This is a genomic window from Streptomyces sp. NPDC005805 (assembly GCF_040630445.1).
Classification (GTDB): Bacteria; Actinomycetota; Actinomycetes; order Streptomycetales; family Streptomycetaceae; genus Streptomyces.
Genome location: NZ_JBEXXN010000036.1, coordinates 1 through 25,259, shown reverse-complemented (window position 1 = coordinate 25,259; position 25,259 = coordinate 1). Strand labels below are relative to the sequence as shown.

Annotated in this window: 22 protein-coding genes and 1 pseudogene; 10 read left to right on the top strand and 13 right to left on the bottom strand. The window is 74.8% G+C overall.

Going from position 1 to position 25,259, the window contains the following annotated elements; all coding sequences use genetic code 11:
* Positions 1 to 15 precede the first annotated feature (15 nt).
* The gene (locus ABZ457_RS20180) at positions 16 to 1,992 is read right to left on the bottom strand and encodes an acetyl/propionyl/methylcrotonyl-CoA carboxylase subunit alpha (RefSeq protein ID WP_359159089.1); all 1,977 of its coding nucleotides are present in this window, start codon (positions 1,990 to 1,992) and stop codon (positions 16 to 18) included.
* 19 nt (positions 1,993 to 2,011) lie between these two features.
* Positions 2,012 to 3,628 (bottom strand): carboxyl transferase domain-containing protein, encoded by a 1,617-nt coding sequence (locus ABZ457_RS20175; RefSeq protein WP_359159019.1) that lies wholly within the window; start codon positions 3,626 to 3,628, stop codon positions 2,012 to 2,014.
* 88 nt (positions 3,629 to 3,716) lie between these two features.
* On the opposite strand from ABZ457_RS20175, the gene ABZ457_RS20170 reads away from it, so the two are divergent.
* From ABZ457_RS20170 to ABZ457_RS20145, 6 genes are all read left to right on the top strand, one after another.
* Complete coding sequence (locus ABZ457_RS20170) at positions 3,717 to 4,310, top strand: helix-turn-helix domain-containing protein (RefSeq protein WP_359159017.1); 594 nt, start codon at positions 3,717 to 3,719, stop codon at positions 4,308 to 4,310.
* Positions 4,311 to 4,423: 113 nt separating this feature from the next.
* Positions 4,424 to 5,485, top strand: coding sequence for a phosphotransferase (locus ABZ457_RS20165; RefSeq protein ID WP_359159015.1), 1,062 nt, complete (start codon positions 4,424 to 4,426; stop codon positions 5,483 to 5,485).
* Between the two features lie 42 nt (positions 5,486 to 5,527).
* Positions 5,528 to 6,316: a phosphatase gene (locus tag ABZ457_RS20160; protein ID WP_359159013.1), complete on the top strand. Its 789-nt coding sequence runs from the start codon at positions 5,528 to 5,530 to the stop codon at positions 6,314 to 6,316.
* 731 nt (positions 6,317 to 7,047) lie between these two features.
* Complete coding sequence (locus ABZ457_RS20155; protein WP_359159011.1) at positions 7,048 to 7,725, top strand: response regulator transcription factor; 678 nt, start codon at positions 7,048 to 7,050, stop codon at positions 7,723 to 7,725.
* Positions 7,726 to 7,973: 248 nt separating this feature from the next.
* A complete protein-coding gene (locus tag ABZ457_RS20150) occupies positions 7,974 to 9,134 on the top strand; it encodes a histidine kinase (protein WP_359159009.1) in 1,161 nt (386 codons plus the stop codon).
* Between the two features lie 169 nt (positions 9,135 to 9,303).
* The gene (locus ABZ457_RS20145; RefSeq protein WP_359159007.1) at positions 9,304 to 9,645 is read left to right on the top strand and encodes a helix-turn-helix transcriptional regulator; all 342 of its coding nucleotides are present in this window, start codon (positions 9,304 to 9,306) and stop codon (positions 9,643 to 9,645) included.
* A 4-nt stretch (positions 9,646 to 9,649) separates the two neighbouring features.
* Here the strand turns inward: ABZ457_RS20145 and ABZ457_RS20140 are convergent, their stop codons facing one another.
* From ABZ457_RS20140 to ABZ457_RS20110, 7 genes and pseudogenes are all read right to left on the bottom strand, one after another.
* Positions 9,650 to 10,672: a cation diffusion facilitator family transporter gene (locus ABZ457_RS20140; RefSeq protein WP_359159005.1), complete on the bottom strand. Its 1,023-nt coding sequence runs from the start codon at positions 10,670 to 10,672 to the stop codon at positions 9,650 to 9,652.
* A 75-nt stretch (positions 10,673 to 10,747) separates the two neighbouring features.
* Positions 10,748 to 11,620 carry an acyl-CoA thioesterase II gene (tesB, locus tag ABZ457_RS20135; RefSeq protein ID WP_359159003.1) on the bottom strand — a complete coding sequence of 291 codons (873 nt, stop codon included), beginning with the start codon at positions 11,618 to 11,620 and terminating at the stop codon, positions 10,748 to 10,750.
* A 60-nt stretch (positions 11,621 to 11,680) separates the two neighbouring features.
* Positions 11,681 to 12,838 carry an acyl-CoA dehydrogenase family protein gene (locus ABZ457_RS20130; RefSeq protein ID WP_359159001.1) on the bottom strand — a complete coding sequence of 386 codons (1,158 nt, stop codon included), beginning with the start codon at positions 12,836 to 12,838 and terminating at the stop codon, positions 11,681 to 11,683.
* A 204-nt stretch (positions 12,839 to 13,042) separates the two neighbouring features.
* Positions 13,043 to 13,585: a hypothetical protein gene (locus ABZ457_RS20125; RefSeq protein WP_359158999.1), complete on the bottom strand. Its 543-nt coding sequence runs from the start codon at positions 13,583 to 13,585 to the stop codon at positions 13,043 to 13,045.
* A gap of 130 nt (positions 13,586 to 13,715) precedes the next feature.
* Entirely contained in the window at positions 13,716 to 14,210 is a 495-nt protein-coding gene (locus tag ABZ457_RS20120; protein ID WP_359158997.1) for a hypothetical protein, read from the bottom strand.
* A 149-nt stretch (positions 14,211 to 14,359) separates the two neighbouring features.
* A complete protein-coding gene (locus ABZ457_RS20115) occupies positions 14,360 to 14,575 on the bottom strand; it encodes a DUF397 domain-containing protein (RefSeq protein WP_359158995.1) in 216 nt (71 codons plus the stop codon).
* Positions 14,568 to 14,942 (bottom strand): annotated as a pseudogene (locus ABZ457_RS20110) (DUF5753 domain-containing protein); the annotation flags it as partial. The pseudogene ABZ457_RS20110 and the gene ABZ457_RS20115, both read right to left, overlap by 8 nt.
* Here ABZ457_RS20110 and ABZ457_RS20105 point away from each other — a divergent pair.
* Positions 14,924 to 15,199: a hypothetical protein gene (locus ABZ457_RS20105; RefSeq protein ID WP_359159087.1), complete on the top strand. Its 276-nt coding sequence runs from the start codon at positions 14,924 to 14,926 to the stop codon at positions 15,197 to 15,199. The pseudogene ABZ457_RS20110 and the gene ABZ457_RS20105 overlap by 19 nt on opposite strands.
* A gap of 18 nt (positions 15,200 to 15,217) precedes the next feature.
* Here ABZ457_RS20105 and ABZ457_RS20100 read toward each other — a convergent pair whose 3' ends face one another.
* Positions 15,218 to 16,750, bottom strand: coding sequence for a PucR family transcriptional regulator (locus tag ABZ457_RS20100; protein WP_359158993.1), 1,533 nt, complete (start codon positions 16,748 to 16,750; stop codon positions 15,218 to 15,220).
* Between the two features lie 183 nt (positions 16,751 to 16,933).
* Between ABZ457_RS20100 and ABZ457_RS20095 the strand changes: the two genes are divergently transcribed.
* From ABZ457_RS20095 to ABZ457_RS20085, 3 genes are all read left to right on the top strand, one after another.
* Complete coding sequence (locus ABZ457_RS20095; protein WP_359158991.1) at positions 16,934 to 18,505, top strand: sodium:solute symporter; 1,572 nt, start codon at positions 16,934 to 16,936, stop codon at positions 18,503 to 18,505.
* A gap of 139 nt (positions 18,506 to 18,644) precedes the next feature.
* Complete coding sequence (gene speB / locus ABZ457_RS20090) at positions 18,645 to 19,658, top strand: agmatinase (protein ID WP_359158989.1); 1,014 nt, start codon at positions 18,645 to 18,647, stop codon at positions 19,656 to 19,658.
* The gene (locus ABZ457_RS20085; RefSeq protein WP_359158987.1) at positions 19,655 to 21,337 is read left to right on the top strand and encodes a thiamine pyrophosphate-binding protein; all 1,683 of its coding nucleotides are present in this window, start codon (positions 19,655 to 19,657) and stop codon (positions 21,335 to 21,337) included. The genes speB and ABZ457_RS20085 overlap by 4 nt, the downstream gene beginning before the upstream one ends.
* Positions 21,338 to 21,485: 148 nt before the next feature.
* Here ABZ457_RS20085 and ABZ457_RS20080 read toward each other — a convergent pair whose 3' ends face one another.
* The 3 genes from ABZ457_RS20080 to ABZ457_RS20070 form a co-directional block, all read right to left on the bottom strand.
* On the bottom strand, positions 21,486 to 21,902 hold the full coding sequence (locus ABZ457_RS20080; protein ID WP_359158985.1) for an SgcJ/EcaC family oxidoreductase: 417 nt from the start codon (positions 21,900 to 21,902) through the stop codon (positions 21,486 to 21,488).
* 103 nt (positions 21,903 to 22,005) lie between these two features.
* Positions 22,006 to 22,554 (bottom strand): DUF4259 domain-containing protein, encoded by a 549-nt coding sequence (locus ABZ457_RS20075; RefSeq protein ID WP_359158983.1) that lies wholly within the window; start codon positions 22,552 to 22,554, stop codon positions 22,006 to 22,008.
* A gap of 97 nt (positions 22,555 to 22,651) precedes the next feature.
* A complete protein-coding gene (locus tag ABZ457_RS20070; protein WP_359158981.1) occupies positions 22,652 to 24,832 on the bottom strand; it encodes a TerD family protein in 2,181 nt (726 codons plus the stop codon).
* Between the last annotated feature and the right edge of the window lie 427 nt (positions 24,833 to 25,259).

The window sequence follows — 25,259 nt, the reverse complement described above, 5'->3', positions numbered from 1 at the left end:
TCACCGGCAGCTCCGTCACTGCCCCTCCCCTGCGGTAGCACCGGCGGCGGTCGCGTCGGCTTCGTCGGGGGCGACCACGGCGAGGATCTGGTCCATCGCCACCGTGGTGCCCGGCTGGACGTCCAGCTCGGTGACCGTGCCCGCGTGCGGGGCGGAGATGACGTGCTCCATCTTCATCGCCTCCACCACCAGCAGGCTCTGACCGGCCGCCACCCGGTCGCCCACGGCGACCTTGACCACCGTGACCGTGCCGGGCATCGGCGCCGCCAGGGTGTCCGCCCCGGCGTGCGCGGCGCCGCTGAGGGACGCCTCCACCGGGTCGTGGTCCCTGACCTGCCAGGAGTCGCCGTCCCGGCCGAGCCAGTCCCCGGCCCGGTGGAAGGTGTGGGTGACGCCGTCGAGGACGACCGACACCCGCGCCCGATCGACCCGGTGCCCGGCGGCGGGCGCGGGACGGGTGACGGGTTCGAGTCCCGTTACTCGCAGCGGGAACGCGAGGGGCACCGGCTGCCCGCCGATCCGCCAGCCGTTCGGCACCGAGAACGGGTCCGTCCAGCCGCCCGGGCCCGGCTGCGGCGCCAGGGCCTCGGCCCGCACGGCCGCCGCCGCCTCGTAGACCTCGTCCGGCACGTTTGAGGGGATCAGGGACTCCGCCTCGCGCTCGACGAGCCCGGTGTCCATCTCGCCCGAGACCACCGCCGGGTGCGCCAGCAGCCGGCGCAGGAACCCCGCGTTGGTCGGCACGCCGAGGGTGACCGTCTCCGCGAGGGCGGCCCGCAGCTTGCGCAGCGCCGTGGCCCGGTCCGGGCCGTAGGCGATGACCTTGGAGAGCATCGGGTCGTAGAGGCTGCCGACCTCCGAGCCCTCGCTGAGGCCCGAGTCGGTGCGCACGCCGTCGCCCTGCGGTTCGCGCAGCCGCAGCACCGTGCCGCCGGAGGGGAGGAAGCCGCGGGAGGGGTCCTCGGCGCAGATCCGGGCCTCCACGGCATGGCCGGTGAGCGTGATGTCCCCCTGGGCGAACGGCAGTTCCTCGCCCGCCGCGACCCGGAGCTGCCACTCCACCAGGTCCAGGCCGGTGATCAGCTCGGTGACCGGGTGCTCCACCTGGAGACGGGTGTTCATCTCCATGAAGTAGTACTGGGAGGGGTCGGTGCCGGGGACGATGAACTCCACCGTGCCCGCGCCCCGGTAGCCGCAGGAGCGGGCCGCCTGCACGGCCGCCTCGCCCATCGCCGCGCGGGTCGCCTCGTCCAGCAGGACGGAGGGGGCCTCCTCGATGATCTTCTGGTGGCGGCGCTGGAGGGAGCACTCGCGCTCGCCGAGGTGGACCACATGCCCGTGGCCGTCGGCCAGGACCTGGATCTCGATGTGCCGGGGGCGGTCGATCCAGCGCTCCACCAGCAGGGTGTCGTCGCCGAAGGAGGCCCGGGCCTCGCGCCGGGCCGCGGCGATCTCGTCCATCAGGGCGGACTCGACGCGGGTGAGGCGCATGCCCTTGCCACCGCCGCCCGCCGAGGGCTTCAGCAGCACCGGCATACCGATCTCCCGGGCCGCCTGCGCCAGTTGGGCGTCGCTCAGCCCGCTGCCGGAGGAGCCGGGGACGACCGGCACACCGGCCGCCCGCACGGTCTCCTTGGCGCGGATCTTGTCGCCCATCAGGGAGATCGCGGAGGCGGGCGGGCCGATGAAGACCAGGCCGGCCTTCTCGCACGCCTCGGCGAAGCCCGCGTTCTCCGCGAGGAAGCCGTAGCCCGGGTGGACGGCCTGGGCGCCGGTGCGGGCGGCGGCCTCCAGCAGCCGCTCCACGGAGAGATAGCTCTCGGCGGCCGGGGCCGGTCCGAGGCGCACGGCCGTGTCCGCCTCGCGGACATGGCGGGCGCCCGCGTCCGCGTCGCTGAAGACGGCGACCGAGCGCACGCCGAGCCGGCGCAGGGTCCGGATCACCCGGACGGCGATCTCGCCCCGGTTGGCGACCAGAACGGTGTCGAACATCGTCATCGTGGACAGTTCCTCACATCCGGAAGACGCCGAACCGGGGTTCTCCCAGCGGGGCGTTGGCGCAGGCGGTCAGGGCGAGACCCAGCACCTGACGGGTGTCCTGGGGGTCGATCACCCCGTCGTCCCACAGGCGGGCGGTGGCGTAGTAGGCGTTGCCCTGGGTCTCGTACTGGGCGCGGACGGGGGCCTTGAACGCCTCTTCCTCCTCGGCGCTCCACTCCTCGCCGCGGCCCTCGATCTGGTCGCGCTTGACGGTGGCGAGGACGGAGGCGGCCTGCTCGCCGCCCATCACGGAGATCTTGGCGTTCGGCCACATCCACAGGAAGCGGGGGGAGTAGGCCCGGCCGCACATCGAGTAGTTGCCCGCGCCGTACGAACCGCCGACGACCACGGTCAACTTGGGGACGCGGGTGCAGGCGACCGCGGTGACCATCTTGGCGCCGTGCTTGGCGATGCCCCCGGCCTCGTAGTCCTTGCCGACCATGAAGCCGGAGATGTTCTGGAGGAAGAGCAGCGGGATGCCGCGCTGGTCGCACAGCTCGATGAAGTGCGCGCCCTTCTGGGCGGACTCGGCGAAGAGGATGCCGTTGTTGGCGACGATGCCGACCGGGTGGCCGTGGATGCGGGCGAAGCCGGTGACCAGGGTGGTGCCGAACTCGGCCTTGAACTCCTGGAACCGGGAGCCGTCCGTGATCCGGGCGATGATCTCCCGGGCGTCGTACGGGGTGCGGGAGTCGACGGGGACCGCGCCGTACAGCCCGGCCGGATCCGCCTTGGGCTCCTCGGCGGGCTCCACCGACCACGGCAGGGGGCCGCGCGCGGGCAGGGTGGCGACGATGTTCCGCACGATGCGCAGGGCGTGGGCGTCGTCCTCGGCGAGGTGGTCGGTGACGCCGGAGACCCGGGAGTGGACCTCGCCGCCGCCCAGCTCCTCGGCGGTGACGACCTCGCCGGTGGCCGCCTTCACCAGCGGCGGGCCGCCGAGGAAGATCGTGCCCTGGTTCCGTACGATGACCGCCTCGTCGCTCATCGCCGGGACGTACGCGCCGCCGGCCGTGCAGGAGCCGAGGACGGCCGCGATCTGGGGGATGCCCGCGCCGGACATCCGCGCCTGGTTGTAGAAGATCCGGCCGAAGTGCTCGCGGTCGGGGAAGACGTCGTCCTGCATGGGGAGGAACGCGCCGCCGGAGTCGACCAGGTAGAGGCAGGGGAGGCGGTTCTCCAGGGCGACCTCCTGGGCGCGGAGGTGCTTCTTCACCGTCATCGGGTAGTAGGTGCCGCCCTTGACGGTGGCGTCGTTCGCCACGATCACGCACTCGCGCCCGCTGACCCGGCCGATCCCGGCGATCACCCCGGCGGCCGGGGCCGCGCCGCTGTACATCCCCTCGGCGGCGAGCGGGGCCAGCTCCAGGAAGGGTGAGCCGGGGTCGAGGAGGGCGTCCACCCGGTCCCGCGGCAGCAGTTTGCCGCGCGCGGTGTGCCGGGCGCGGGCCTTCTCGCCGCCGCCGAGACGGGCCGCGGCGAGGCGGGACCGCAGCTCCTCGCCCAGCTCGCGGTGGGCCGCCTCGTTGGTCCGCCAGGCCTCGGACGCCGGATCGGCGGCGCTCGCCAGCACTGGTGCCTGCTGCATCGATCGAGCTCCCTTGCTCGGTTAATGAGCGTTAACGTGTGCCGTCCAGGTTAACGACCGCTAACCGCGCTGTCTAGAATGAATGTTCATGAGCACCAGGACCTCGGCCCCGACGCGCCGTGAGCAGATCCTCCGGGAGGCCGCCCGCCTCTTCGCCGAGCGCGGCTTCCACGGCGTGGGCGTCGACGAGATAGGCGCCGCCGTGGGCATCAGCGGCCCGGGCCTGTACCGGCACTTCCCCGGCAAGGACGCGATGCTGGCCGAGCTGCTGGTGGGCATCAGCGAACGCCTCCTGGACGGCGGCCGGCGCCGTGTGGACGAGTCCGGCGGCGACCCCGCGTACCTGCTGGCCGCCCTGATCGACGGCCATATCGACTTCGCGATCGACGACCGTCCGCTCATCACCCTGCACGACCGCGAGCTGGACCGCCTGCGGGACAGTGACCGGCGGCGGGTCCGCCAGCTCCAGCGCCAGTACGTGGAGCTGTGGGTCGCGGTCGTGCGGGAACTGCACCCCTCGGTCGCCGAGACCGAGGCCCGCACCGCCGTCCACGCGGTCTTCGGCCTGCTCAACTCCACCCCCCACCTCGGCGTCAACGGCGGCGGCCCCCTCGGCCGCCCCGCCGCCGAGACCCTGCTGCGCCGCCTGGCATACGGAGCGTTCGCGGCGCTGGGGGACTGAGGGGGGGCGACGGACGCCGGGCGGGGGCCCGGCGGGGCGGGGCGTGGCCGGAAACCGGTGCCGGAGCCGTCCGCTCCGGGCGGGCGCCGCGCGGCCGGCCGTACCGTGACCGCATGATCACGGACGGGGACACGGGCACGGGCACGGACGGGGACCGCCGGTACGCCGGCGGGGACCGGGACGCCACCCGGAACTGGGTGGCGGAGCAGCTCCGCGCGGGGGAGCGGATCACCGGGGCGGAACGCCTCCGGGGCGGCTGGACGGCGCGGATGCGGCGGCTGCGGATCGAGGGGCCCCACGGCACGCGCCTGCTGGTGCTGCGGTCCTTCGCCGAGCCCTTCTACCGCCGCCACGCGCCCGGACTCCTCGGCCGCGAGGCCGAGGTGCTGCGGCTGTTCGCGGGCACGGAGGTCCCCGCCGCCGCCTTCGTCGCCGCGGACCCCACCGGGGAGCACTGCGACCACCCCTCGCTGCTGATGACCCACCTCCCCGGCGAGGTGCGGCTGGACGACGCGGGCGCCGCCGCCCGGACGGGGCCGCTCGCGCGGCAGCTCCTCGCCGTGCACCGCCTGCCCGCCACCGGAGCCGCCCGCCCCCGCGCCTACCAGCCCTGGACGGCTCCCGACCGGGTCCGCGTCCCCGAGGGAACCCGGCGGCCCGAGGTGTGGCGGCGGGCCGTCGACGTCATCCGGCGGGACGCCCCCGCCCACCGGGCGTGCTTCCTGCACCGGGACTACCACCCGGGGAACGTCCTCTTCTCCGGCGACGCCCACGCCCCGCGGATCACCGGGCTCGTCGACTGGGTCGAGACCTCCTGGGGCCCCGCGGACCTGGACGTCGCCCACTGCTCGACCGCCCTCGCGCTGCTGCACGGCCCGGCGGCCGGCCTCGCGTTCCCGGACGCCTACCGGGCGGCCGGCGGCGTCCTCGCGCCCGACCGCGCGGACCGCCTGTACTGGCGGCTGCTGGACGCCCTGGCCTTCGCCCCGGACGCCGAGAAGGTCGCCGTGCCCTGGCGCGAACTGGGCCGGACCGATCTCACGCCGGGGGTGCTGAGCGAGCGGCTGGAGACGTACCTCGGCCTGCTCCTCGACCGCCTCGGCGGAGGCGACGGGCACGGCGGCGGGCGCCCCGGCGGAGCCGGTCCGGGCGGGGCCGCACGTACCAGCGGGTGATATGCCCCGCACGCTCCGCTCATCGGACGGCACAATGGGGCCATGCCGATACCCAGCCGTGCCGCCCTCGTCGACCACCTCGTCCGCACCCGTATCGCCGGAGACGTGGCCACGCCGCGCGACAACAACCTCTCGCACTACCGCAAGCTCGCCAACGGCGACCGGCACTACTGGCTCGGCCTGGAGCTCGGCGACCGGTGGACCGACGAGCAGGACGTGCTCGCGGTGATGGCCGAGCGCTGCGGGGTCAACGACGACCCGGCGCACCGGCACGGGCAGGACACCATCGACCCGGAGCTGACCGTCGGCGCCCTGGAGCGCATGGCCGCCCGCCTGCGGAAGGCCGCCGCCGGGCAGGAGCGCGTCCTCTTCGCGACCGGGCACCCCGGCGGGATGCTCGACGTCCACCGGCAGACCGCCGCCGCGCTGCGGGCCGCGGGCTGCGAGATCGTGCGCATCCCGGGCGGGCTCACCGCGGACGAGGGCATGGTCTACCAGGTCGCCGACGTGGCGGTCCTGGAGCGGGGCGCCACCCTCTGGCACACCCACTCGCCCGCCCCGATGGCCGCCGTCCTCGACGGCCTGGCGCGCGAGGGGCGCCCGCTGCCGGACCTGGTCGTCGCCGACCACGGCTGGGCGGGGTGCGCGGGGCAGCGCGGGCTGGACTCCGTCGGCTACGCGGACTGCAACGACCCGGCGCTGTTCATCGGCGAGTCCGAGGGCACCCTCCAGGTCACCGTCCCCCTCGACGACCACGTCACCGACCCGCGCTCCTACGAGCCGATGACGGCGTACCTGCTGAACGAGGCGGGGCTGGAGGTACCGGCCTGACGGGGGCGTGCGGCGCGTTCCCGGCCCGGACCCCGGACGTGGAGGTGGAGGTGCCCGCGTGGCCCATGGGGGAGGCCACGCGGGCACGGTCTCGGTCCGCGGCGTCCCGCTCGCGGAAGTCCGCTCGGTCGCGCGTCAGTCGCGCCAGCTGCCCCGCACCAGGCAGTACGTGCCGGCGATCAGGGTCAGGAACATCGCGCCGCGCACCCCGAGGCCGACGGCGTAGCGTGTACCGGTGTCCAACCGTCCGCCCACTGGCGGGCGCCCAGCAGCAGGCCGACGGTGGCGACCACGAGCACGGCCCCGCAGGCGATCCACAGCATGCGCTCGCCGCGCGGGGCGCGCGCCCACCGTGCGGTCCGCCGGGCCGCGTCGAGCGGCGCATCGACGCTCGACGGTTCCTCCTCGGCCTGCGGGCCTGCGCTCACCGGATCCGTTCCCTTCCCTGCCGGTTCCTTGCGGTTCCCTCGGTACCTTCGGGTTCCCCGGGCCGGGGCCCTCGGGGCCGGCGGCCGGTCACGGGCCGGTCGCACCGGGGGTCCGGAGTGCGCGTGTTCCCGGGGCCGCCTGGTCGAGAGGCCCCGGGGCGATCCCTGCGGACGCTCGTGGCGGCCTCGGGGGTGTGATGCCGGCCTCGCCGGGAGCCCGGCCCGGCCGCCGTGACACCGCCTAGGATCAGCACCCAGGCTCCCAGCCGAAGCCGCTCCCGCCTTCCGACCACAGGACGACCTTTGCCCTACGACTCGAGGCCGGTGCGGGTCCTCGTCGTCGACGACGAGGAACTCGTCCGCACCGCGCTCACCAGCATCCTCGGCCGCGCCGAGGGGATCGCCGTCGCGGGCGCCGTCGACGGCCCCGGCGCCGTGGACGCGGTCCGCGCCGCCGCGCCCGACCTGGTGCTGCTGGACGTCGACATGCCGTCCGCGCACGGCCTGGACGACGTCCTGCCGGCGCTGCGGGCGCTGCCCGCGCCGCCCGCCGTCGCGATGCTCACCGCCCTGGACACCGCCGACCACCTGGAACGGGCGCTGCGGGGCGGGGCCTGCGGGTTCCTGCTGAAGACCATGGAGCCGCGGGCGTTCACCGACGCGGTGCGGCTGCTCGCGGCGGGCGGGGTGGTCTGCACCCCGCCCGGCAGCGCGGCCGTGCTCGCCGCGTGGACCGCCCGGACCCCGCCGGCCCCCGCCCCGCCCCCCGGCGACGGGCCCGACCCGCTGGACCTCCTCACCGACCGGGAACGCGAGGTGCTGACCCTGATCGCCGCGGGCCTGCCCAACGCGGACATCGCCGCGTGCCTCGGCATGGGCGTGACCACGGTCAAGACCCATATCGGCGCGATGAAGCGCAAACTCGGCGCGGGCAGCCGGGTGGCCCTGGCGGCGACGCTGCACAGGGCGGGGGCGTCGTGAGCGGCGCGATACGGGACGGGGGCGGCGTTTCCGACGCGTCGGGCGGGCTCTCGGACCCCGGCCCGTCGGCCGACGGGCCGGCCCGGGGCACGCGCCGGCTGTCGGCTGGTGCGGTGCCCCCGGGCGGGGCTTCGGACTCCGCAGGCGGGGCGGCGGCCGAGGGCTCGGGCCTCGCCCCGGAGGCGAGCGGGTGCCCGGGCGGGGCGGCGGCCCAGGTGGCGGGCGGGTCTTCGGGGCCCGGCCGGGAGGTGGCCGGACGTTCGGGTGGGGACTCGGGCCGCCGGACCCTCCCCTCCCGCCGCCGGCTGGCCCTCCACCCGCCCCTGCGCGCCGCGCTGCGGCACGGGCTCGGCGACGTCTGGCGGGTCTGCGCCGTGGAGGCGCTGGTCCTCGTCGCCGCCGTCGCCGAGGTGCTGGCGACGCGGATCGCCCTGCCCGGCCTCATGCTGCCCGGCGCGCTCCTCGCCGCCGGAGTGCTGCCGCTGCGGCGGCGCTTCCCGCGCGCCGTGATGCTGGTGGCCCTGCCGACCCTGGCCACCGGCGTGCTCTGGCTCCCGGCGATGGCCGCGCTGCACGCCGTCGCGGTGTCCCGGCGCCGCCGGGAGGTCGTGGTGGCGGCCGCCGCGGTCGCCGTCGTCTCCTTCGTGCCGTGGCGGGGCCTCGGCGACTACCCGTGGACCCTGCCGGACGTCACCCTCGGCCTGCTGCTCTCCGGGCTGCTCGCCGTCGCGCCCGCGGCGCTGGGCCGCCTCGCCCGCGCGCGCCGGGAACTCGCCGCGCGCCTCGGCGAACTGGCCCTCTCCCGCGACCGTGAGCGCCGCTACGCGGCCGAGCAGGCGGCCCTGCGGGAGCGCGAGCGGCTGGCCCGGGACGTCCACGACACCGCCGCCCACCACCTCAGCCTGATCAGCCTGCGCTCCGCGACGCTGGCCGCGACCGCGGAGTCGGCGGAGTACCGGGCGCAGGCCGAGGCGCTGGGCGACCTCAGCCGGCGGGCCGCGGCCGACCTGAGCGAAACGGTTCGGCGCGCGGGCCCGGGCCTCGCCCGGCTCCCGCAGCTCCTCCAGGCCGCGGGCGCGGTCGCCGTCCGCCTGGACCTGGGCGCCTGCCCCCAGGACGTGGAACGCACCGCCTACCGCGTCGTCCAGGAGGGCCTGACCAACGCCCGCCGCCACGCGCCCGGCGCCCGCGTCGAGGTCGACGTCCACCGCGCCGCGGGCGCCCTCCGCCTCTCCGTCCGCAACGGCCCCGCCCCCCTCCCCGCCCCCACCCCCGAACCGGGCGGCGGCCACGGCCTCCCGGGCCTCCGCGCCCGCACCACCGCCCTCGGCGGCACCTTCACGGCCTTCCCCACCCCGGACGGCGGCTTCGCCGTCGAAGCGACGGTGCCCCTGGGGGCGGCGGGCTGAGGGGGGCGAACGCGGCAGCGCGTCAAGCCCGGTGCCGCGGTCACCCGTCCGCGGGGTTCGTGTGGGGAGGAGCCCCGGGGGGCCTGCGCGCACGCATACGTTGCCGTGCATCGATACGGCCGCCCCGCACACGAGGGTCTGCCGAAGGGCCGAGGAGGGGACGATCGGGGTGGCCGGTCACACGCGATGGACGACGGTCCGGGCGAGTACCCGTGCACGCGGCATCAGCGAAAGCCCGGAGACCGCGCGCCGACGGGAGGAGATCCGGCTCTCGTTCGACCTCGGGCAGGCCGTGTACGACCGGCGGGCCGAGCTCGGGATCTCGCAGACCGAGCCGGCGCGGCGCGCCGGGATGACGCAGCCGCAGGTGTCCAAGCTGGAGCTGGGCGGCACCATGCCGACGCTGCCGCTGCTCGCCCGGCTGGCGCGGGCACTCGACGCCTCGTTGAACCTGGAGCTGGACGGGGAGACGTCGAAGGTCGTCTTCACGGCGCACACTCCGGCCGCCTGAGCGGTCACGGCCCGGCGGGCGGGGCCGGGGGCGTCGGGGTCGGGTCGAGGTAGACGCGGTGGATGGAGGGGTAGCGGGCGCGGAGGCGGTGGGCGGCCTCGTCGCAGGCCCACTCCACCTCCCGCGCGCTGGACGCGTCGCGGAAGTCGACCTTCGCCGCGACCAGGGACTCCCGGGGGCCCTGGATCAGGGTCGTCAGCTCCAGGACGGCCACGGTGTGCGGGACGGACAGGATCTCCTCCCGGACCCCCGCCCGGATGTACGGCGGCAGCGGGCGGCCGATCAGGAGCTGGGCGTTGCTGCGGCCCAGCACCCACGCCACGTACACCAGCACCACCCCGATCAGCAGGGACGCGACCCCGTCCCAGACCACGGAGTCGGTGAGCTGGCCGCCCAGCAGCCCGCCCGCCGCGAGCAGCAGTCCGACCAGGGCGGCCGAGTCCTCCATGACCACCGCCTTGACCGCGGTGTCCGGCGTGCGCCGCAGATAGCGGCCGAAGTCCATCGACCGCAGCCGCGCCTCGGCCCGGGCCTGCCGCAGGCCCGTCCGCAGCGAGAAGCCCTCCAGCAGGAAGGCGATGGCCAGCACGATGTACGCCACCAGGGGGTCGCCCGGCTTCTCGTCGTGGGTGAGGGCGTGGATGCCGTCGTAGACGGAGAAGACCGCGCCGCCGACGAAGGTCGCCACGGAGGCCAGTAGCGCCCAGATGTAGCGTTCCGGCCCGTGGCCCAGCGGGTGCTCCTCGTCGGCGGGCTTGTCGCCGCGCTTCACGGCCGCGAGCAGCATGACCTCGGTGACCGTGTCCGCGAGGGAGTGGGCCGCCTCCGACATCATCGCGCTGGAGCCGCTGATCAGGCCGGCCACCGCCTTGGCGACGGCGATCAGCAGATTGGCCGCCGCCGCGACGACGACGGTGAAGGCGCTCTCGGGCTTGTCCGGCGCCTGCGGTGCCTCCGGCGTTCCCGGCGCATCCGTCCTGGCCCGGTCGTCCGGCGTGTGCGGGTCAGGGTCGTGCGGGTCGCTCATGGCGGGGACGGTATGCCCGATTCCGGACGCGGTGGGGGACCCGGTGGACAGCGTGCCCGGACCGCGTCCGGCGGCTCAGCGCGGGACGCGCACCACGCCCTCCTGGATCACCGAGATCGCCAGCCGCCCGTCCCGCGTCCAGATCCGGGCCTGGCCCAGCCCCCGCCCGCCGGACGCGGACGGCGACTCCTGGTCGTAGAGCAGCCACTCGTCCGCCCGGAACGGCCGGTGGAACCACATCGCGTGGTCCAGGGACGCGCCGACCACGTCCCCGACCGCCCAGCCGCCGCGCCCGTGGGCGAGGAGGACCGAGTCGAGGAGGGTCATGTCGGAGACGTACGTCGCCATGCAGACGTGCAGCAGCGGGTCGTCGGCGAGCTTGCCGTTCACCCGGAACCACACCTGGGAGCGCGGCTCGCGGGGGCGGCCGACCGTGCCGTACGGGGGCTCGTCCACGTACCGCAGGTCGACGGCGGCCCGGGCCTGGAGGAAGCGGTCGACCACGCCCTCGTCCACGAAGCGGTCCGCGTAGCGCGGCAGGGACTCGGCCGCCGTGGGCAGGGTCTCCGGGTCCGGGGCGGGGGGCATGCCCGCCTGGTGCTCCAGACCGTCCTCCTCGGTCTGGAAGGACGCCGAGAGATGGAAGATCGGCTGCCCGTGCTGCACCGCGACGACCCGGCGGGTGGTGAAGGAGCGCCCGTCGCGGATGCGGTCCACCGTGTAGACGATGGGTGCGCCGGGGTCGCCCATGCGCAGGAAGTAGGAGTGCAGCGAGTGCGTCGTGCGGTCGTCCGGCACGGTCCGGCCGGCGGCCACCAGCGCCTGCGCCGCGACCTGGCCGCCGAAGACCCGGGGGACCACGGCGGACCGGGAGCGGCCCCGGAAGATGTTCTGCTCGACCCGCTCCAGATCGAGCAGGTCGAGCAGATCGTCGAGCGCTTGCGTCACGGTTTCCCGTTCCCCGGCTTCCCGTTCCCCGGCTTGTCCGCTTTCAGCGGGCCGGTGTGCCTACAGTCCCATGTCCTTGGCGATGATCATCTTCATGACCTCGCTGGTGCCGCCGTAGATGCGGTTGACGCGGTTGTCCGCGTACAGGCGGGCGATCGGGTACTCGTTCATGAAGCCGTAGCCGCCGTGGAGCTGGAGGCAGCGGTCGATCACGCGGTGCGCGACCTCGGTGCAGAACAGCTTGGCGGAGGCGGCCTCGGCGGCGGTCAGCTCGCCCGCGTCCAGCGCCTCAAGGGCGCGGTCGGCGACGGCCTCGGCCGCGTCCACCTCGGCCTGGCAGGCGGCCAGCTCGAACTTGGTGTTCTGGAAGGAGGCGACCGTCTTGCCGAAGACCGTGCGGTCCTGGACGTACTCCTTGGCGAACCGGACGGCCGCCTTGGCCTGCGCGTACGCGCCGAAGGCGATGCCCCAGCGCTCGGAGGGCAGGTTGGAGCCGAGGTAGTAGAAGCCCTTGTTCTCCTCGCCGAGCAGGTCCTCGACCGGGACCTTGACGTCGACGAAGGCCAGCTCGGCGGTGTCGGAGGTGCGCAGGCCCAGCTTGTCCAGCTTGCGGCCGATGGAGTAGCCCTCCGCCGTGGTGTCCACGGCGAAGAGGGAGATGCCGTGGCGGCGGTCCTCGGCGGTCGGCGCGGCGGTGCGGGCGCACACGATCACGCGGTCGGCGTGCACACCGCCGGTGATGAAGGTCTTGGAGCCGTTGAGGACGTAGTGGGTGCCGTCCTCGGAGAGCTTGGCGGTGGTCTTCATGCCGGCGAGGTCCGACCCGGTGCCCGGCTCGGTCATCGCCAGCGCCCACATCTCCTCGCCGGAGACGAACTTCGGCAGGTAGCGCTTCTTCTGCTCGTCGGTCGCGAGGGACTTGATGTAGGGGAGCGCGAGCAGCACGTGCACCCCGGACCCGCCGAACTGGACGCCGGCGCGGGCGGTCTCCTCGTACAGCACGGCCTCGAACTTGTGCGTCTCCAGGCCGGCGCCGCCGAACTCCTCCGGCACGTTGATCCCGAAGATCCCCAGCTCGCCGAGCTTGTAGTAGAAGTCGCGCGGCGCCTGGCCCGCGGCGAACCACTCGTCGTAGACGGGGACGACCTCGGCCTCGATGAAGGCGCGGATGGTGTCGCGGAACGCCTCGTGGTCCTCGTTGAAAACGGTACGGCGCACGGTCGACGCCTCCTTCGCGATGCCGGTACGGGAAGTCACGGAGAGCCCGCCCCGGGCCGGGGGCCACGGGTACGACGCATGTCTAAGCGCTTGCTCAGAGCCAAGTTACCCGGCGGTTGTCCTCTGTGTCCAGAGTGATGCGGGGCACGTGGGGTGGGGGGCGGATGTCGTCGCGGTGTCGGAGCGTTGCGGCACGGTGTGTGCTCAGCAGGGGATGCCCTGGGTGCGCAGGTACTCGCACTGCACCTCGCCGGACGTCTTGCCGCCGTCGTACGCGCGGGGGTCCCGGTATCCGGGGCCGACGGGCTCGTGCTCCTCGTATACACCGTCGCCATCCTGGTCCCCGCCGTCGGGGTGGATCGTCCCACCGGGGTTCCGGCAGTTCGGCCGGTCTGCCGGGTCCGTGGTGCATACCCCCCTGCCGTTGGGCGGTGGCGCGGTCGAGGGCTCCGCCCGGCGGGTCTCCTCGGTGGCCCTGCGTTCTTCGGTTTCCCGGTCCCGGGCGGCCTTCTCTCTGGCCGCCTTCTCCTGGGCGGCTTTCTCGGCCGCTGCGGCCTGGGCGGTGGCCTGAGCGCCGATCGCCCGGCTGACGGTGGGCTCGTCCGCCTGGAGCGCGACGGCGACAGGCGCTCTGTCGGGCTCGGGTGCCGGAGGCGCGGTCCCGCACGCGGTCAGGGCCAGCAGGAGCGTGGCGGAGGTGGCCGCTGCTGTGCAGAGGCCCCTGCGAACGGTGTGTCTCTCGTTCATGGCTGCCGCCTCGGGCCGATGTCCCCGCTGAGAGAACGCTATGCCCGGCCCCTCCGGCGGGCAATGCGTCGGGAGCGGGCGGCTGCCTCTTCGGTGCGCGGCCGGTCTCGGCCCTGGCTCCGCGGGCGGGTCAGAGCGGCGGCAGGGCCGGTGGGGTGCCCGGGGGCTGGGGGTCGCCCGCGTCGTAGGCCGCGAGGGCGGTCTGGCGCAGGGGGAGGAGGGTCCCGAGGTCGTCGGAGGAGAGGTGGGGGCGGGAGAGGGCGAGGGTCGCGGCGTCCTCGACGGCGGCCCAGGCGCTGCGGGCCCGCTTGTTGGCGCGGCAGCGGGTGTCGCCGCGGAGGAAGCCGGCGCCCGCCGCGAACCCGGCCGAGGCCAGGGCGATCAGGGCCGCCGGGATGCGGGCGTCCGGGGTCGCGAGGCCGGCGGCCCCCGCGGTGCCGGCGAGCAGGGCGGCCGGGAAGCCGAGCAGGATGTGCGCCTTGTTCCACCACTCGGCCCGCCGGTGGGCCAACTGCCGCTGGTGGCCCGCCTCCTGCCGTAACCGTTCGATCTCCACCCTCAGACGCTCCCCGGCGGGGTCCGGGGAGCCGCCCAGGGCCGTGGTGCCGTGTGCGGGAGTGGCCATGCGTCATTCCAACACGCGGACGGGGAAAGGGGATTGGGGTGAGCGGACAAGTTTCGCGCGCGGGGGTGGTGGACCTCCCACGGATGCGGGCGGGGGCCCGACACGGGTGGGGTGGCGTCACCTTCCGGGCCGATGTGACGGCGGCTTCGTCACGCCGGGCTTTCCCTGAGGGCGGTGACGAACGAGGACCAGCCGGCTGCGGAGAAGACAAGGACGGGGCCGTGCGGGACCTTGGAGTCGCGGACGGGAACGCCTGAGGGGTGGCCGTCCAGAACTTCGACGCAACTGCCGCCCTCGTTCCCGCTGTACGTCGACTTGCGCCAGCCGGTCGGGGCCGAAGCATCTGGGGTCGTGCGTTCATTCACGGTGTCCGTAGTCCTTCGCTGTCGCCCGCAGGAGGGCAAGTGACTCCCTGAGCGGCAATGCGTCGCTCAGCGCAAGATCGTAGGCTCCTTCGAGGCGGTCGACCAGGTCCGGGGAATCGTGCACCAGGCCGACCTGGATGCCCTCGGAGTACGCCACCGGGGGTTGGTCATCGAACTTCATCAGCGTGAGCATGCCTTGCATCAAGGTGTGGACGCCCAGCCCGAACGGCAGCACATGTACTCGCACCCGCCCCGACTCCACCAGGCGGACCAGATGCGTGATCTGCTCCGCCATGAGTTCCCCGCTTCCTACGACCCGGCGCAGCACCGCCTCGTCGAGCAAGGCCCATACCACGGGGGTCACTGCCCTGGGTCGCCGACGAGGGCAGGCCCTGCTATCTCGTCGGCGACGGCGACGGGTACGTCTCCCGGGTCGCCGACAACATCGAGAGCGTGCAACTCGGCATGGCCGCGGACCTCCTCGGTCACATCGAAGATCTGCTGCGTGACCGCTCGGCAACGCCCGAGCAGCTCCGCTATGCCGTTTCCCGCCTCGCGGAGTCGCTGCGCGACGTGCACCGCATCGCGCGGAGCAGGGGTGCGCGGCTGTCGGCCGGCGGATAACAGGGGACGCCCCCGCCGTCACCCCCGCCGCAGCGCGAACCACAGCTCCATGCGGACGTCGGCGTCGTCCAGGTCCGCGTCGAGGAGGGTGGCGCAGCGGGTGATGCGCTGGCGGACGGTGTTGCGGTGGATGGAGAGGGCTGTGGCGGTGCGGTCCCAGTTGCCGTGGAGGGAGAGCCAGGTGCGCAGGGTCTCCCGCAGGGCGGGGGCGTCGGCGAGAGGGGCGAGGAGGCGGCGGGCGGATTCCGGGGTGAGGGGGCCGCCGGGGTCGCGGTGGCGGGTGAGGTCGCGGCGGGTGGCCGTCGCGTGGCGCAGGGCGCGGGCGGCCTGGAGGTCCGCCTCCGGGAGGGCGTCCGGCGGGGTGGGGGCGCTCGCGCCGAGGGTCCAGCCGGGCTGCGGGGCGGGGTCGCGGCCGTCCGGGAGGAGGAGGCGGACCGTGCCGTCCGCCTCCGGCGAGACGAGTGCGGTGCCGAGCGCCGCGCCCAGGGCCGCCGCCGCGAACGGGGTCCCGTCGCCGCCGTGCGCGTGGACCACCGTCCAGGGGCCCGGCCCCAGCAGCGGCGCGGTCGCCGACGGCGACTCGCCCAGGAGCAGCCGGACCAGGGCCGTGGACCGGCCGGCCGTGTCCGTGCCCCGGTGGGGCGCGGTGAGCAGGGACAGCAGGACGACGGCGACCCCGGCGAGGGTGTGGTCCCCGGCCTCGCGGGTCGGGGCGGCCAGGCCGAGGGCCAGGCCCTGCCCGCCGCCGAGGGCGTACGCGGCGAGGACGTCGGAGCCGGCCTGGTCGGTGGCCGAGGCCGGGGCCGGCCCGCCCCGGGGGGACGGCGTACCGCTCACCACGCGCGCCAGGCGCGCCAGCCCGGCCGCCGCCTCCGGCGCGCGCTCCCGGCCCGCCGCGTAGAGGACCGCGCCGTCCGGGCCGAAGAGGACCGCCCGGCCCTCCAGGCGCTGCGCGAGCTGGTGCAGCACCGCCGGGACCGGGTCCGGCCGGGCCGCCGCCGCGGCCAGCCCCTGCTGGGCCTGCGTCACCCGGCGCAGCTCACGGTGCCGGGCCTCGGCCATCAGCCGCCACACCGCCCGCGCCACCGCCGTGAACGTCGTCCGGGGCGGGACCTCCAGCAGCGGCAGCCCGTGCCGGTCGCACGCGGAGATCAGCTCCGGCGGGACCGCGTCGTGCACCGGGGCGACGCCGAAGCCGAGGGCGGCCGCCCCCGCCTCGACGATCCGCGCCACATAGCGGTCGGGGTCGGTGAGCAGCACGCCCGCGCTGAGCAGCAGCTCGCCGCCGAGGAGATAGGGGTACGGGTCGGCCATCTCGGAGGTGTGCACCATCCGGATCACCGGGGCCGCCGGGGGTACCGGGCCGCCCCCTTCCCGGTGCGCGCCGCCGGCCGGCGCCTCGGCCGACACAGGTCCGGCCGACGCGGGTCCGGCCGACGCGGGACCGGCGGCCGGCGGGCCCGCGAGCTGGCGCAGGCCCAGCTCGGGGTCGGCGAGCAGGGTGACCAGCGGAATCGGCGTCGTGGGCGGGGCCGTACCCGGATCGGACATGGACGTTTCCTCCACCCGGAGAGTCAAGAGTGGAGGAAACGTACACTTCATCGGCGCTTTCCGGCCACCTACCGTCAGTGCTCGGCGCGCGACCGGCGACCGGGCCGGGCGGGGGTGGGATCGCCCCGGCCCGCGTGAGGGACGTGAGGGACCTGTCCGGGGGACGAGACGGAAGGAAAGCCGATGGCTGTCGACTACGCAGTGATCGTCGTCTATCTGGCCGCCATGCTCGGCATGGGCTGGTGGGGCATGCGGCGCGCCAAGTCCAAGAGCGAGTTCCTCGTCGCCGGCCGCCGGCTCGGCCCGGCCATGTACTCCGGCACCATGGCCGCCATCGTCCTCGGCGGCGCGTCCACCATCGGCGGTGTCGGCCTCGGCTACAAGTACGGGCTCTCCGGCGCGTGGATGGTCCTCACCATCGGCCTCGGGCTGCTCGCGCTGAGCATCTTCTTCTCCGCCCGGATCGCCCGGCTGAAGGTCTACACCGTCTCCGAGATGCTCGACCTGCGCTACGGCGGCCGGGCCGGGCTGATCACCGGTGTGGTGATGTGGGCGTACACGCTGATGCTGGCGGTCACCTCGACCATCGCCTACGCCACGATCTTCGACGTCCTCTTCGACGTGAACCGCACCCTCTCGATCGTCCTCGGCGGCGCGATCGTGGTCGCCTACTCGACGCTCGGCGGCATGTGGTCGATCACCCTCACCGACATGGTGCAGTTCGTGGTCAAGACGGTCGGTGTGCTGCTGCTCCTGCTGCCGATCGCGGTCGTCAAGGCGGGCGGCTTCGCCGAGATGAAGGCGCAGCTGCCCACCGAGTACTTCGCCCCGCTCGGCATCGGCGGCGAGACGATCTTCACCTATGTCCTGATCTACACCTTCGGCATGCTGATCGGGCAGGACATCTGGCAGCGGGTGTTCACCGCCCGCAGCGACCGGACGGCCCGCTGGGGCGGCACCGTCGCCGGTACCTACTGCCTCGCCTACGCCCTCGCCGGCGCGGTCATCGGCACCGCCGCCAAGGTCCTCTACCCGGACCTGGCCAACGCCGACGACGCCTTCGCCACCATCGTCAAGGACGAACTCCCGATGGGCGTGCGCGGTCTGGTCCTCGCCGCCGCGCTGGCGGCCGTGATGTCGACCTCCTCCGGCGCGCTGATCGCCTGCGCCACCGTCGCCAACAACGACATCTGGTCCCGGCTGCGCGGCCTCGCCCGCCCCGGCGGCAGCGGGCCCGGCGGCTCCGGTTCTGGTTCCGGTTCCGGGGGTGGCGAGCCGCACGACGAGGTGAAGGGGAACCGCGCGTTCATCCTCCTGATGGGCCTGGCCGTCATCTGCGTCGCCGTCGCCCTCAACGACGTGGTCGAGGCGCTGACCGTCGCCTACAACCTCCTCGTCGGCGGACTGCTGGTGCCGATCCTCGGCGGGCTGCTGTGGAAGCGCGGCACCGTGCAGGGCGCGCTCGCGGCCGTGGCGGTCGGCGGGCTCTCGGTCATCGGCCTGATGGCGACGTACGGGATCCTCGCCAACGAGCCCATCTACTACGGCCTGATCGCCTCGCTGGTCACCTACACGGCCGTGAGCCTCGCGACCCGGCCGACCGACCCGGAGGTCCTCGCCCACTGGCGGGAGCGCCTCGCGGGGCGGGGCGGCCCGGACGAGGGCGGCCCGGGCGGGAACGGCGTGAACGGTGCCGGTGCGGGCGGGGCCGCCGCGGAGCCCCCGGCGGCCGAAGCAGCCGCCGGGCCCCGCTAAAGTCGACGATAAGCACACATTCATTCGATAGCGGTCATCGCGGCGAGCACGCGGGGACCGAGAGCGCGGACAGCGCGACGACAGCGACGCCGCGACGACAGCGACAGCGCGACGAGGCGCAGGAAAGAAGGAACCCCAGATGAGCAGCACCGAGCAGCCGCGCGGCCCGATCGACTCCTCCCGCATCCCGCGGTACGCAGGGCCCGCCACGTTCGCCCGGCTGCCCCGCCTCGACGAGGTCGGCCGCGCCGATGTCGCCGTGGTCGGCGTCCCCTTCGACTCCGGCGTCTCCTACCGGCCCGGCGCCCGCTTCGGCGGCAACGCCATCCGTGAGGCGTCCCGTCTGCTGCGCCCCTACAACCCGGCGCAGGACGCCTCCCCCTTCGCGCTCGCCCAGGTCGCCGACGCGGGCGACATCGCGGCCAACCCGTTCAACATCAACGAGGCCGTGGAGACGGTCGAGGCCGCCGCCGACGACATCCTGGGCACCGGCGCCCGGATGATGACCCTCGGCGGCGACCACACCATCGCGCTGCCCCTGCTGCGGTCCGTCGCCAAGAAGCACGGACCCGTCGCGCTGCTCCACTTCGACGCGCACCTCGACACCTGGGACACCTACTTCGGCGCCGAGTACACCCACGGCACCCCGTTCCGCCGGGCCGTCGAGGAGGGCATCCTCGACACCTCCGCCCTCTCCCACGTCGGCACCCGCGGCCCCCTCTACGGCAAGCAGGACCTGACCGACGACGAGAAGATGGGCTTCGGCATCGTCACCTCCGCCGATGTCTACCGGCGCGGCGCGGACGAGGTCGCCGACCAGCTCCGCCAGCGCATCGGCGACCGGCCGCTCTACATCTCCATCGACATCGACTGCCTCGACCCGGCGCACGCCCCGGGCACCGGCACCCCCGAGGCGGGCGGTATGACCTCCCGCGAGCTGCTGGAGATCCTGCGCGGCCTCGCCTCCTGCAACCTGGTCTCCGCCGACGTGGTCGAGGTCGCCCCGGCCTACGACCACGCCGAGATCACCGCGGTCGCCGCCTCCCACACGGCCTACGAGCTGACCACGATCATGTCCCGCCAGATCGCCGCCGCGCGGGACGCGGCCCCGGCCGCCGGCCGGGAGGCCGGCGCGGGGGAGGGCCCCAAGTGACCCACGACCACGACCTGGTGCTGCGGCCCAGCGCCGCCCAGACCGAGGCCGCCCTCAACCCGCCGCCCGGCCGCAACGGCGGCGACCTGGTCGTCGAGACCCTGGCCGGGCTCGGCGCGACCACCGTCTTCGGGCTCCCCGGGCAGCACGCGCTGGGCATGTTCGACGCCCTGCGCCGCTCCTCCCTGCGCTACGTCGGCCTGCGGGTGGAGAGCAACGCGGGCTTCGCCGCCGACGCCTACGGGCGGATCACCGGCGAGGCCGCCCCGCTGCTGCTGTCCACCGGGCCCGGCGCGCTGATGTCCCTGGCCGCCCTCCAGGAGGCGGCCGCCGCCTCCGCGCCGGTGCTCGCCATCGGCAGCCAGGTGCCCGTCGCCGGGCTCGGCGGCGGACGCCACGGCTATCTGCACGAACTCCGCGACCAGCAGGCCTCGTTCCGCGACATCGTGAAGTCCGTGCACACCGTGCGCACCGCCTCCCAGATCCCGTCCGCGATCGCGGCGGCCTGGGAGTCGGCCCTGACCGCCCCGCACGGGCCGGTCTGGGTGGAGATCCCGCAGGACGTGCTCCTCGCGGAGACGATCCTGCCGGTCGTCACCGCCGTGGACGCCACCCCCGAGGACCTGGCGCCCCGGCCCGAACTCACCGCCGTCGCCGCCGATCTGCTGTCCCACGCCCGCCGGCCCGTGATCGTCGCGGGCGGCGGAGTGGTGCGCGCCGACGCCTCCGGGAAGCTGCGCGCGCTCGCCGAGAAGATCGACGCGCCCGTCGTGACCACCTTCGGCGGCAAGGGCGCCTTCCCCTGGGAGCACCCGCTGTCGCTGCGCTCCTGGCTGGAGGACCGGCACACCACCGACTACCTGGAGGCGGCCGACGTCCTGCTCGTGGTCGGCTCCGGGCTCGGCGAACTCTCCTCGAACTACCACACCTTCGCGCCCCGCGGCCGGGTGATCCAGATCGAGGCGGACCTCGGCAAGCTGGAGTCCAACCACCCCGGCCTCGGCATCCACGCCGACGCGCGCCTCGGTCTCCAGGCACTGCTGGAAACCGTGACCGAGCGCCGCGACCCGACGGCGGCCGCGTCGGTGCGGGAGGTCCTGGACGCCGTCCGGGCCCGGATCGACGCGCAGGAACTCACCCTGGAGCAGCGGGTCCTGGCCTCGGTGCGCGCCGCCCTGCCCGATGACGCGCCCAGCTTCTGGGACATGACGATCCTGGCCTACTGGGCCTGGTCCGCGTTCGACGCGCGGCAGCCGAACACCATGCACTCGGCGCAGGGCGCGGGCGGCCTCGGCTACGCCTTCCCGGCGGCGCTCGGCGCGGCGGCGGCCGACCCGAGCCGGCCGGTCCTCGCCGTGTCGGGCGACGGCGGGGCGATGTACTCCCTCGCCGAGCTGGCGACCGCCCGCCAGTACGACCTGCCCGTCACCTGGCTGATCGTCGACGACGGCGGTTACGGCATCCTGCGCGAGTACATGTCGGACGCCTTCGGTGAGACGACCGGCACGGAGCTGGTCCGCCCGGACTTCACGGCCCTCGCCGAGTCCTTCGGCGTCCCGGCGGTGCGCACGAGCCCGGAGGCGCTGGCCGAGGACCTGTCCAAGGCCCTCGCCCAGCCGGGCCCGTCCGTGGTCGTCCTCCCGGCGCTGCTGCGGATGTTCGCCCCGACGCACCTCTGACGCGGCGGGGACGCGGCGGGCCGGCCGGTCCGTTCGGGGCGGCCGGGCCCGACGGGCCGGGACGCACCCCCGTGTCGTCCCGGCCCGGTCGTCCCCGTCCCCCGGTCTCCGTCCCCGGCCCGCCCGCTCGGGCATCCGGGGCCATGGCTCAGGCGTCCGGGGCGACCGCCGTCGTGTCCGCGAACGAGTGGTGCTCGTGCGCGATCCGCCAGCGGCCCGCCTCCCGGCGCAGCCCGAGGGTGAGCCGCAGCCGGGTCTCCGGCCGCGCGGCCAGCTCCTCGGGCGTGCCGCAGCGCAGCAGCGCGTACGCGAAGGCGACGTCGTCACCCGCCGTGATGTCCAGCGACTCGATGTCGAACCGCGCCCCGGTCGCCAGCCAGTCGAAGAACGGCGGCCAGGTCGCGCGATAGGCGTCGAGGCCCCGGGCGCCCTGGTGCGGCGGTGGCACGTCGAACATCACGATGTCCTCGGTGTGGTCCGCCAGGACCCCCGGCAGGTCGGCCGAGCGGATCGCGTCCGCCCACTGCTCGACCAGCCTCCTGATCTCGGCTTCGTCGTCCGCCATGGCTGCCCGCCTCCTTCCGCGCCCGCACACGGGGCGCCCACTGATGCAGACCGGCCGGCGGCCCGGGACTCATCGGCCGGCCGCCGGGCCGTCGGCGCGCCCCTCAGCCGCCCGCCGCGACCAGGACCGCCCGCAGCTCGGCCAGGCCCGCCCGCCACACCTCCCCCGACCCGCTCCCGTCCCACAGCTCCGCCAGCTCCGAGGGCTTCACCAGCACCCGGTCGAGGGCCCGGACCGCCTGCCCGCGCAGCTCCTCGGGCAGCGCCGGTATCGGCTCGTCCTGCCCGTACGAGGTGGTCACCAGCGCCCCGCCCGGGCACTGCGCGGCGATCAGCGCGGCGGCGGCCACCGCCTCGGCGGCCTCGTCGCTGTCCAGGTACTCCACGGCGGAGATGGTGCGCAGCAGGGCTTCGCGCAGGATGCCCGTCCGCTCGCTCTCGGCGGCGCCGTCGAGCGTGCCGGAGAAGTCGGCGGCGGTGTCGTTGTCGAAGTGCCCGGAGTCGCCGGTGTGCTGCGGAGCGCGGCCGCCACGATGGGGCTGCTGGTGCCGTTCCTGCTGATGGTCTCCTTCGTCCTCGGCGACGCGTCGGGCGGGGGCGACCGGGTCGGATTCCTGCCGGACCGGGCCGGGCGCCAGATCCTGGCGGCGCACCCCGAGGGCGTCTTCGGCCCGTGGGCCGGGATCGGGGTGCTCGCCCTGTGGGCCGTCGCCGCGCTGTGGGCGGGCCGGTGGCGGCTGACGCGCCCGCTCAGCCGATCGGGACCGCCGTGCGGGAGCGGCGCGGGCGGCCGCCTCCGGTGGGGGTGGTGCGGGGCGCGGCCGCTCCGACGTGGGCGACGACGGAGGAGTGGAAGCGGTCCACGGCGGCGTCGACGCTGCGGATGAAGCCCGTCTCCGCGTTGCCGCGCGCCGCGCCCATGCTCTTGAAGAGGGAGAGCCGGAAGCCGGTGATCCGGGCCTCGTCGCGCGGGAGCAGGTCGGCCGGTTCGGGGCGCAGGCGCTCCAGGGTGCCGCGGGGGCCCTTGCCGTCGTCCACCAGGGTCTCCACATGGAGGTCCGCCGGGGCCTCGGCCAGGGTGCGGATCAGGCGCTTCGCGGTGGTCAGCGGGTAGCTGCCGTCGGGCGGCTCGATCTCGATCGAGGTGCGCAGCTTGGCGGTTCGCAGGTCGGCGACGATGGCGAGGACGCCCGGGGTGCCCTCGATCCGCAGCTCGGCGCTGAGCCGGCCCTCGTCGCAGAGCTGGTCGGCCAGGGCGAGCCGGCGCCGGTGCGGGTCCTCGCCCCGGCGGGACCGCTGCACGGGCAGCGCCTTCTGCCCCAGCTCCCCGCCGAGGCGCAGGCAGACCTGGCGGATGAGCTGCTCCCAGCTCACCACCACCTCCAGGGCGCGTCCGTCGCCCTGGCACAGGGTCTCGGTCTCGATGCCGTTGCGGACGGGGACCCAGGCCGGCCCCATGTTCTGGAAGCCGTGGCAGCCGGAGTTGTCGTGCTGGAGGTAGTGCAGCAGCTCCTGGAGGAGCCAGACGTGCGCCGCGTTGCCCACGCCCTCGTGCCGGATGAGCATCTGCGCCTGGTGCGCGACCTCCGCCCAGGAGAGGTGCCAGAGGGCCACCTTGTGCTTGCGGCGCCCGTCGCTGCGGACGTCGACCAGGGGACGCCCTTCCAGGGCCACGTCGTTGGAGAGGGTGATCACGGCCTCGTAGCCGCGGCGGGCGGCGATGTCCACATAGCTCTGCACCTGTTCGGAGCGGAGCGGGTTGCCGTTGGTCTTGGTCTCCACCAGGGCCGTCCACAGCTTGCCCGCCCGCTCCACGCGGATCACGCCGTCGGGGCGTTTGGGGGCCTCGCCGCCGCCGTGGGGGAGGGGGACCTCGACGAAGGTCTGCATCCGGCTGGCCGGGGCGCCGAACGCGGCGGTGAGTCGCCGTCCGAACTCGGGGACCTCGGCCATCACGGAGAGGAGGACGGAGGTGGCCCGGGTCTCGCGTTCCCGGTCGCTCTTCAGGGAGGAGGCCGGGAAGAGGCGGGACGGGCGCCAGGAGTCGTTCTCGGCGAGGGAGGGGCGGACCGTGCGGGGCAGGGTGATCTTCTTCTTGACGGTGCGGGGCCCGCGGGCGGGCACCGGTGGGACGGGCCCGTCCGGGGCCCCCGCCCCCTGGCCCCCGGCGGCGTACGGCGACCCCGCCCCGGTGGGCGGAACCGGGACGGACGCCTGGGCGGGGGCGGCCGGGGTGCGGGCGACCTGGGCCGGGAGTCCGGGCAGGGGCGCCGGTGCCTGGCCGGCCGGGAGCTGCTCGACCGCCGGGGCGGCCGGGGAGGCGGGAACGGTGGCGGGTGCCGGTGCGGCGCCCCCGGCGTGGGCCTCCGCCGGCTCCGGTCCGTCCCCGGGCTCGGCGTCGTCGACCTCGATGCCGAACTCGGTCGCGAGCCCCGCGAGGCCGGTCTCGTACCCCTGCCCGACGGCCCGGAACTTCCACTCCGCCCCACGCCGGTACAGCTCGCCGAAGATGAAGGCGGTCTCCCGGCCCGCGTCCGTGATCGAGAAGCCGAGGACGGTCTCGCCGGACCGGTCCGAGACGGTGACGCGCAGGTCGTCCAGTTCGCCGAAGGTGGCGTCGTCGTACTGGCTCGCCGCCACGACGATGCGGCGGACGGACTCCGGGACCGCGGTCAGGTCGATGCTGATGCGGTCCTCGCTGCCGCCGTCCGTCGGGTTCTTGCCGAGCAGCTGCACACTGCCGTCCGGCGCGGCCGGGTTGTTGTAGAAGAAGAAGTCGGCGTCGCTGCGGACCTTGCCGTCCGCGCCCAGCAGGAGGACGGAGACGTCCGCGTCGCCGTCACCGGAGGCGCTGGACCAGCCGAGGCTCACCACCACGGCGCCGGTGTCGTCGCTGAGGGCCGCGAGGCCGACGTTGGATCCCTTGGACATCTCCTGCATCGAGTCCCCCCGGAGACAAGGCACGCGGGCGCGTCGAAGCGGCCACAGCGCGTCGATCTGTGACGTCGTGCGCACACTCGGTGCGTACGAAGTGAACCGTAGCGCTCAAAGGCGGTACTCGTGCAGATGATGTGATGACTCGGATGCATCGGGGTGGACCGCACCAATCCGGCGTACGCCCCCGGCGCGCGCCACGCCGTACGCGCCCCCCGCCCCGCACCCGGGTCCGTGCACCGCCCGGCCCCGCCCCCGGCAGGACCCCGCCCCGCCCGGCGGGACCCCGCCCCGCCCGGCGGGACCCCGCCCCGCCCGGCGGGACCCGGCCTAGATGAGTAAGTCCGAAGGCTGGGTCAGTGGTCGTAGGCGATGAGTGACCGTGTGATGGTTCGGCCTGTGTTGCGGTTGTGCCAGATCGTGG

Bases quoted from the DNA above. Each gene is read 5' to 3' on its own strand.
- ABZ457_RS20125 (WP_359158999.1), bottom strand. From the start codon at position 13,585: ATGAACGAGAGACACACCGTTCGCAGGGGCCTCTGCACAGCAGCGGCC.
- ABZ457_RS20180 (WP_359159089.1), bottom strand. From the start codon at position 1,992: ATGTTCGACACCGTTCTGGTCGCCAACCGGGGCGAGATCGCCGTCCGG.
- ABZ457_RS20080 (WP_359158985.1), bottom strand. From the start codon at position 21,902: ATGGCGGACGACGAAGCCGAGATCAGGAGGCTGGTCGAGCAGTGGGCG.
- ABZ457_RS20140 (WP_359159005.1), bottom strand. From the start codon at position 10,672: ATGAGCGACCCGCACGACCCTGACCCGCACACGCCGGACGACCGGGCC.
- ABZ457_RS20070 (WP_359158981.1), bottom strand. From the start codon at position 24,832: ATGTCCAAGGGATCCAACGTCGGCCTCGCGGCCCTCAGCGACGACACC.
- ABZ457_RS20165 (WP_359159015.1), top strand. From the start codon at position 4,424: ATGATCACGGACGGGGACACGGGCACGGGCACGGACGGGGACCGCCGG.
- ABZ457_RS20100 (WP_359158993.1), bottom strand. From the start codon at position 16,750: ATGTCCGATCCGGGTACGGCCCCGCCCACGACGCCGATTCCGCTGGTC.
- ABZ457_RS20170 (WP_359159017.1), top strand. From the start codon at position 3,717: ATGAGCACCAGGACCTCGGCCCCGACGCGCCGTGAGCAGATCCTCCGG.
- ABZ457_RS20095 (WP_359158991.1), top strand. From the start codon at position 16,934: ATGGCTGTCGACTACGCAGTGATCGTCGTCTATCTGGCCGCCATGCTC.
- ABZ457_RS20175 (WP_359159019.1), bottom strand. From the start codon at position 3,628: ATGCAGCAGGCACCAGTGCTGGCGAGCGCCGCCGATCCGGCGTCCGAG.
- speB (WP_359158989.1), top strand. From the start codon at position 18,645: ATGAGCAGCACCGAGCAGCCGCGCGGCCCGATCGACTCCTCCCGCATC.
- ABZ457_RS20120 (WP_359158997.1), bottom strand. From the start codon at position 14,210: ATGGCCACTCCCGCACACGGCACCACGGCCCTGGGCGGCTCCCCGGAC.
- ABZ457_RS20160 (WP_359159013.1), top strand. From the start codon at position 5,528: ATGCCGATACCCAGCCGTGCCGCCCTCGTCGACCACCTCGTCCGCACC.